General features: G+C 37.4%; 1 protein-coding gene. It reads left to right on the top strand.

The features are described from left to right. Positions 1 to 243, top strand: a 243-nt coding sequence (locus tag KI369_RS27210; protein WP_274382489.1) for an adenine deaminase C-terminal domain-containing protein, incomplete at both ends; no start/stop codon positions are given.

Here is a 243-nt window from a genome sequence, read left to right as displayed (position 1 = left end):
GTTTTGCGAAAGAATTAGGAGGCCTTGCTAGCTCTTATTCTGGTACGGGTGACATCATTCTTATTGGAAAGAGTAAAGGAGATATGCTTACAGCTTTTCATAGAGTAAAAGAGCTTGGCGGGGGAATGGTAATAGCTGAAAAGAATGAAGTATTACACGAAATCGCATTACCATTGCTCGGGATTATGTCTAAGTTAAAAATGACTGAATTAATACAGGAAGAGAAACAGTTGGTGAAATTAT

Origin of the sequence: Bacillus sanguinis (genome assembly GCF_018332475.1) — a bacterium.
Classification (GTDB): Bacteria; Bacillota; Bacilli; order Bacillales; family Bacillaceae_G; genus Bacillus_A; species Bacillus_A sanguinis.
Note: the sequence above shows the minus strand (reverse complement) of the source record. Positions and strands in the feature narration are given on the sequence as shown.